Origin of the sequence: Sphingobium jiangsuense (assembly GCF_014196495.1) — a bacterium.
Taxonomy (GTDB): Bacteria; Pseudomonadota; Alphaproteobacteria; order Sphingomonadales; family Sphingomonadaceae; genus Sphingobium; species Sphingobium jiangsuense.
The window spans coordinates 1-6,938 of record NZ_JACIDT010000043.1 but is presented as its reverse complement, the minus strand read 5'-3'; the positions used below and the strand labels follow the sequence as shown (position 1 = coordinate 6,938).

The following is a 6,938-nucleotide window of genomic DNA, read 5'->3' as shown; positions in this document are numbered from 1 at the left end:
ACCCTGGAAATGGCGCCACTTGAAATCCGTCATCGTTCCGTCCGTCCAATCTCCGCCAAGCATGCTCAAGCTTCACGATTTTTGCAACAGAGCCCGACCCGGTTATCCGAAAACAACCGGGCCAGGAGAAAACTCTCAGCTTGAAGCCAGAGCCTTCGGGTCGCACGAATCGTCATAGCGCAAAAACACTCTCTGCCGAATAAGATTAACCTTTGTTCAGGTTAGTCATTCCCGTGAGTGGACGGAGCAATCCTCTTGTCGCCTCGGAACGCGATTGGCCGGCGACGCCCAGAGCGCAGCTGCGAGAACGTATCCGAGCTGTTTACCGCTTCACCATAAGCAACCGTTTGGGCGCTCAGATTGATTCTTGAACCCATCCTCGTAAAGTTTATTTTTCTTCTGCAGCGAGAGGAAGAGGATAGGAAGAAAGGAGGCAAACCAATGTCCCTCTCCCATTTTCAACACCCCTTGGATGTCGTTCATCATCCCCAATTTGAGCCAGAGGTGAAAAGATCTATCCTGGCATCGTGGGCATCTGACGCCCATGCCGTTGAGGGCGAGCACGCGATGAGAAATCCACCCGATGTCAGGCACCCCTTCTCGGTCGATGCGCTGCGGGATCTCGATCGGACACCGCATTGAGCTATGGCCCACCCATTTCTGACATTCCTCCGCACGGAGCGCGATCGGCTGAACAGATATCTCATGGCGCTGACCGCTTCGTCATCTGCTGGGGAGGTGGAGATTGCGCGGCTGCGCAGGTTGACTTGCGCCGTCGCGCGGCTGCTGGATCAATGGGAAGCCGATCTCGTGCCACGAACAGAGGCGGCTTGAGCTCGGCTCCGAGCTGATGGGGCAAGCGGGGCGAGGCCAGAAGGCGCGCCCCGCTTGCTTAGCCGCCACCTTGAACCTCTCCGGAAAATCCGTATTATGCGGACAGGAGAAACGTCATGGCTCATTCTGTCAGTTCCGTTGAGGCATCCAAATCATTCGGCCGTATCAGCCGGCGAGCCTTGGAAAGCCCTCTTACTATTACTCATCACGGGCATGACAGCCTCGTCCTCATGTCGCATGCTGAATATATGCGGCTCAAGAGCCGCGACAGAGAAGTGCTCTCGCTGAGCGATTTCACCGAGGAGGATCGTGAAGCGATCGCAGCCGCACGTCCGGCAGCGGAGGCTGCCCATTTCGATGACGAGCTGCGGGATCATTGATGCCGCTTCCTACACCGGTTCCCGGCCTCGTAATTCGATATTCCTTTCTCTGGAGCCACGAAGCAAAAATCGGCCTTGAGGACGGCGGCAAGGATCGGCCGTGTGCCGTTCTGCTCACCACGATAACCAAGGATGGTCAGCAGATCGTCACAGTCCTGCCGGTGACCCACACGCCGCCCGCCGATGAGCGGCTTGCGGTCGAGATCCCCACACGAACTAAGGTCCGCCTCGGCCTCGATGATGCTCGTTCCTGGATCATTCTGTCTGAAGCCAATCGCTTCCAGTGGCCCGGTCCCGACATTCGCCCTGTTCCAGGCGATGAGGATGGCAGCGTGGCTTACGGTCTGCTCCCTGCCAGCCTCTATGAAATTGTTCGCCGTAAATGGCTCGAAGCTTTCGACGCTCGCCGGGTTGGTCAGGTTAATCGCACATCATGACGTGAAGGTCGTTCTAGTCACGGCATGGCGCCAGAGTGACGTGAGCCGGACACGGAGAAATAGCGCGCAATTGCGCTTCGGATTGAGGTACGACTTCAATCTCCAGGGGGATGATGATGAGTAGCTTCCGTTTCTTGCACGCTGCCGATATTCACCTGGACAGCCCTCTTTATGGCCTCTCACGTTACGAGGGCCTCCCAGACGCTGAGATCCGCGGCGCGACGCGCGCTGCATTCGACAACCTCGTGCAGCACGCCATCGACGAGGCCGTGGATTTTGTTGTCATTTCTGGCGACCTCTTTGACGGCGATTGGAAGGACATGGGGACGGGCCTCTACTTCGCCAGAGCAATGGGGCGGCTGGATCAGGCTAGAATTCCCGTCTTCCTGCTTGCGGGCAACCATGACGCGGCGTCTGTTCTCACACGTAGCGTACCTTGGCCGCCCAACGTGCGGCTCTTTAGTACAAAAAAGCCTCAAACCCATCTGCTCCCAGACATTCGCGTTGCGATCAGCGGGCAGAGCTTCGCCACTTCCGCGGTCACGGACAATCTCGTGCAGGCCTATCCCGAAGCGGCTCCACATCACTTCAATATTGGCGTGCTGCACACCGCCCTGGCGGGCCGGCAGGGCCACGCCGCATATGCGCCCTGCAGCATCGATGACCTAAGATCGAAGCAATATGATTATTGGGCGCTGGGTCATGTGCATGAGCACGAAATCGTCTGCGAAGATCCATATGTCGTCTTCCCTGGCAACACCCAAGGGCGCTCCATCAGGGAAACAGGGGCAAAAGGCGCGGTCATCGTCACTGTCGAGGACCTACAGGTCACATCCATCGACCGGGTGGAGCTCGACGTGCTGCGATGGGTGAGGATAGAGGTCGACTGCACGGATCAGGCGGCGGGGGATGTGCCCAATCTTTTGCGGGCTGCCTTGACCGCGAACTGGCAACAAAACTCTGCGGGCCTGCCGATTGTGGCCCGTATTGTCCTGGTTGGGATGACGGATGACGCAGGGGCGATGCATGACCGCGCCGCCACGTTGCGCGAGGACGCTCGCGCAATAGCCAGCGGCATCTCGCCCGACCTGTTCATTGAAAAGGTGAGGGTCGAGGTGGGGACGCCCCAGAAAACCAGCGACCTCATGGTATCAGATGGCCTTGCCAATCTGATCCACCAGGCGCCCCAGGATCCGGTGCTCACGGCCATGCTGGCCGAGGACCTAACTCCATTCCTGCTCGCTGCGCAGACGTCTCTGGGTGCCGCTGAGGATCAGGATCTGAGGCGCTCTGCAAGCGAGGGCAACTGGTCCGCAGTGCTCAACACCGCTACCCTTGCGCTCCAATCGCGCTTGGCAAGGGGGCAATAAAATGCGCTTTGCCAACCTTTCCCTCGAGCGTTATGGGCATTTCGAGGATTGTCAGCTGACATTCCGGGCAGGCCCACCCGACCTTCACGTAATCTATGGGCCCAACGAAGCCGGCAAGACTACCTCTATGGCCGCGGTGTCGGACCTGTTGTTCGGCTTTCCCGCCCGCTCGCCCTATAATTTCATCTACGATTATTCCCTGCTCAGGGTCGGCGCCGTGCTCGAAGATGACGGGAAATCGCTGGCATTGCGGCGCAAGAAGGGCACAGGCGTGACCCTCCTAGATGCCGATGACCGTCCGCTTGATGAGGGTGCGCTGCTCGCGATGCTGCGCGGACAGACGCGCGAGACGTTCGGTCTCTCATTCAGCCTGAATCAGGAAGGTCTGCGCGAGGGCGGCCGCGCGATGGTGGAAGCGCGTAACGATCTCGGCCGTGCCCTTTTCGCAGCGGGTTCGGGACTAACTGGCGTTTCTGATGAGCTTTCCAAACTGGAATCTGAGGCAGACGCGATCTGGGGACCGCGCGCCTCCGCGCGTCGTTCCTTCACCCTGGCGCAACGGGATTTCGAGACTCATAGCCGCGCAGTTCGGGACCAGTCTCTGAAGCCCAAAGCCTGGCTCGATGCGAAAAGCGCCGTCGCCGCGAAGCAGGAGGATTTGACCAAAGCTCAGCGCGCCCGAGACGATGTGCTCGCGCAGCTCAGTCGCATCGAGCGCATCCGTCGGATCGCTCCGTCCATCCGCCTTCGCGCCGACCACCTCAACGCCCTGGAAGAACATGCGGCTACCATCGCCATCTCGCCCCACCGCGAGGCGGCAGCGGAACGGGCCATTGCAGACGCTGATGCTGCCGGGCGCGCAAAAGCGACGGCCGAGAAGCTCTTGGCGGAGGCAGTCGAGAAGATTGGTGTCTTAGACACTGACCCATTGATCTTGGCCGAAGCCGAGAGAATTGACGAACTCGTGACGGCGGCGGGTGCAGCGTCGAAGGCACGGAACGACCAAGTTCGATTAGAGGGCGAGCTGGCCACCGCAGCTGGCTTGGTGGAAAGGCTACGGGAGGAAACTGAAACCATTGGCAATCCTCCTACCAGGATCGCCAGCTCCAGGCTGCGTGAACTCGCGCTCCAGCATGTCGAGGATATGTCGGCACGGCGTCAAATTGACGAAAGCGAAGAGGATCTCGCTCTCCGCCGCGCGTCGGTGAAAGCCGAAGGAAAGGAGGCGGCCGGCGATCTTTCAGCCATCATTGCCGCGGTCGATGCGGCCCGTGCGCTTGGGGCGGATGCCGACCTGCGATGTGTATCGGCACAACGGGACGCCGAACTGGCTGCCTCTTCGCTCCAACAGGCGCTGGCCCGGTTGGCGCCATGGGCCGGCGACGCGCAAACACTGTTCGCACTTCCCAATATCACCCGGGCTGAAATCGAGGAGGCGCGCGTTGCGCTCGGCGACATCGCAACAGAAATTGCGCGAGAAATCGAGAACGCCACACGCGCGCGTCAAGAGGCAGCGAAACTGTCGCTTGAAATGGAGCAGCTGTCTTCAGGCACGGCCATTTCCGCGGAGGAAATTGCTGCCTCGCGAGCCGCGCGCAACGAACAATGGCAGCCGCTGCGCGCGCACATATTGGCGGCAGCACCACTCCCGTCGCCCGAGCATTCAGTCATGGCGTTCGAGGCGACAATCACTGAAGCAGACGAGAGGAGTGACCTTCGATTCGCCGCGGCGGACGAATCCAGTCGCCTCGCCGACATGGCGCAGCGGCGCGCCAAGCTCCATCTCGAAGCCGACCAAGGTGATGCGCGATCGCTCGCCGCGGCCAAGCGCGCAGAAATGATCAGCACTGCCTGGCAGCAGAAGCTCATCAGTTCAGGCTACCCAGCGATGGACCCGGCTCGTTTCCTGGGCTGGCTCGCCGACCGGGACAAGGTGGAGGCGGCGGCCCAACACGCCACTTTGACCACTGATGCCGCCAAAGACATAATCGCTCGACGCGGTGCAGCGCGTGCCGAGTTGGTGAAGTGTCTGGGTACCAGAGAAGGGATGACAGTGGGCGCCGAGCTCGCGCCCGTCCTGGCAGTCGCTGAGCAGATCCGGAGTGAGGGCGAAAAAGCGGCGCAGCGCAAGCAGCTCGAAAAGGCCGCTGCGATGCAAATTGAGCGAGATGCTGAGGCGCTGGGGCGCCGTCGAAAGCGATTGGAGGACGCGGCCGCGACGCGAGCGGAGCAGTGGAACCTGCTTTTGACTGAAGCCGGGCTAAAGCTGGAGATTGCCGGTGCCACCGCGACGCTCGACGCCCTTGACGAACTCCGAGCGGCCATCGCCAGGCAATCTGAGCTGCAGGCTCGCATCGAGGGGGCGGCGCAGGAAGCCCGCGATTTTGAGAAGGAGGTGACGGCTGTAGCGGACGCGCTCGGCATTGCGCCCACGATTGATGTTGCCGACCGCCTCAACCTCATATGCGCCCGCCTAACGTCGGCGCGAGCGGCTGGGAACGTCGCGGAGGCGCTGAAGGAAACGATCGCCAGCAGAACGGCGGAGATATCAGCCGAGACTGCAAAGATCGATGTCGCGATGGAGGCGCTGCTCCCGCTCATGAAGGAGACCGCCTCGACCGCTCTTGGTGAGCTGAGCGGCGCTATTGAACGCTCGCGGCGTGCGCGCGCCTTACGCGATGCAGTAACGGAACTGGAACTGACCATAACGGCCGCTGGAGATGGCAAGTCGTTGGCGGAGCTCCTTGATGCAGTGGGCGAGGTCGATATCGACAGCCTCGCGGCAAAAACACAAACGACGACAGCCGAACTAGCGGAGCGCAACGAAGAGGTAGCCGCCGCCGCCGCCGCGCACGGTGATGCCAGGCGGGTGTTCGCAAGCCTGGAGACCGACGCGGATCCCGCGGCAGATGCCGCGTCCAACGCCGAGCAGGCGCGGGCGGAACTTGGTGTCCTATCCGATCAGTTTATTCTCAAACGGGCGCAAGCGGTCACCCTGCGCTGGGCGATAGAGAAGTATCGGGAGCGCCACCAAGACCCAATGCTGCTGCGTGCCGGCGAGATATTCTCGACTCTGACGACCGGACGCTATGCGGCGCTGCGGATCGACGCCGACGGTGCAACGCCGAGGCTATTGGGACTGCGCGACGATGGACGCACTGTTGTCGAGATCGGGGCCATGAGTGAGGGGACTGCAGACCAATTGTTCCTCGCCTTGCGGCTCGCCGCCGTGGAGCAGTCCGTCGTCGCTGGCGTGCGGCTGCCATTCCTTGCCGACGATCTATTTGTCAACTTCGATGATCGGCGGTCAGAAGCAGGATTTCAGGTGCTGGCAGAGCTAGCTCGCTCCACCCAAGTGCTGTTCTTCACTCATCATCCCCATCTCGCCGCTATCGCGCGCAGCGTGGTGGGGGAGGCTATCCATTCAGAATGTTCATTGACGTAGCGCTTCTGCCCACGCTGCGATTTCGTCCCATTCTTGCCGTACAGGCGGCAAACTTCGACGCCTAGGTGCGGACCGTCCGCTATTCCGTTAGCTTCCGACCAGGGTAGGACGTTTACATCAGCTCCGGTGAGCGCCCGATCTTGGCGAAAGCTGCCGATCAAACTGAAGTGCGCAAGCCATAACCCAAACCGAGGCGCCTATGCGGATCTACACCTGCCGACGCTCGCGTATGTCATGGATGGGGTCGCTGGCTATTTCTCTGGCACTGACGAATTGCAGGGTGCTGCACCCTGACAGCCCAATTCCTTCGTGAAGATCTCCGCCTCACCTCTTTGAACGGGTAAGATGCTGGCACAATCATGAAGTTGCAGCTAATTGGCCCAGTCGGCCCGAAGCTGCGATTTTGGTCATCTTGGAGAACACGTCGGGAACGGGCTGGTTGTTGTTGACGATCGCCCATGCGAGGAACGAC

Annotated in this window: 4 protein-coding genes; all 4 read left to right on the top strand. The window is 60.6% G+C overall.

All coding sequences use genetic code 11. From position 1 onward, the window contains the following. Nucleotides 1-950: 950 nt before the first annotated feature. Entirely contained in the window at nucleotides 951-1,214 is a 264-nt protein-coding gene (locus GGR43_RS22955) for a type II toxin-antitoxin system Phd/YefM family antitoxin (RefSeq protein ID WP_037523526.1), read from the top strand. Continuing rightward, nucleotides 1,214-1,651, top strand: coding sequence for a hypothetical protein (locus GGR43_RS22950; protein ID WP_037523529.1), 438 nt, complete (start codon nucleotides 1,214-1,216; stop codon nucleotides 1,649-1,651). The genes GGR43_RS22955 and GGR43_RS22950 overlap by 1 nt, the downstream gene beginning before the upstream one ends. A 110-nt stretch (nucleotides 1,652-1,761) precedes the next feature. Further along, nucleotides 1,762-3,021, top strand: coding sequence for a metallophosphoesterase family protein (locus tag GGR43_RS22945; protein ID WP_246343994.1), 1,260 nt, complete (start codon nucleotides 1,762-1,764; stop codon nucleotides 3,019-3,021). A 1-nt stretch (nucleotide 3,022) separates the two neighbouring features. Beyond that, complete coding sequence (locus GGR43_RS22940) at nucleotides 3,023-6,466, top strand: ATP-binding protein (RefSeq protein ID WP_037523531.1); 3,444 nt, start codon at nucleotides 3,023-3,025, stop codon at nucleotides 6,464-6,466. Nucleotides 6,467-6,938: the final 472 nt, after the last annotated feature.

Bases quoted from the DNA above. Each gene is read 5' to 3' on its own strand.
- GGR43_RS22950 (WP_037523529.1), top strand. From the start codon at position 1,214: ATGCCGCTTCCTACACCGGTTCCCGGCCTCGTAATTCGATATTCCTTT.
- GGR43_RS22955 (WP_037523526.1), top strand. From the start codon at position 951: ATGGCTCATTCTGTCAGTTCCGTTGAGGCATCCAAATCATTCGGCCGT.
- GGR43_RS22945 (WP_246343994.1), top strand. From the start codon at position 1,762: ATGATGATGAGTAGCTTCCGTTTCTTGCACGCTGCCGATATTCACCTG.
- GGR43_RS22940 (WP_037523531.1), top strand. From the start codon at position 3,023: ATGCGCTTTGCCAACCTTTCCCTCGAGCGTTATGGGCATTTCGAGGAT.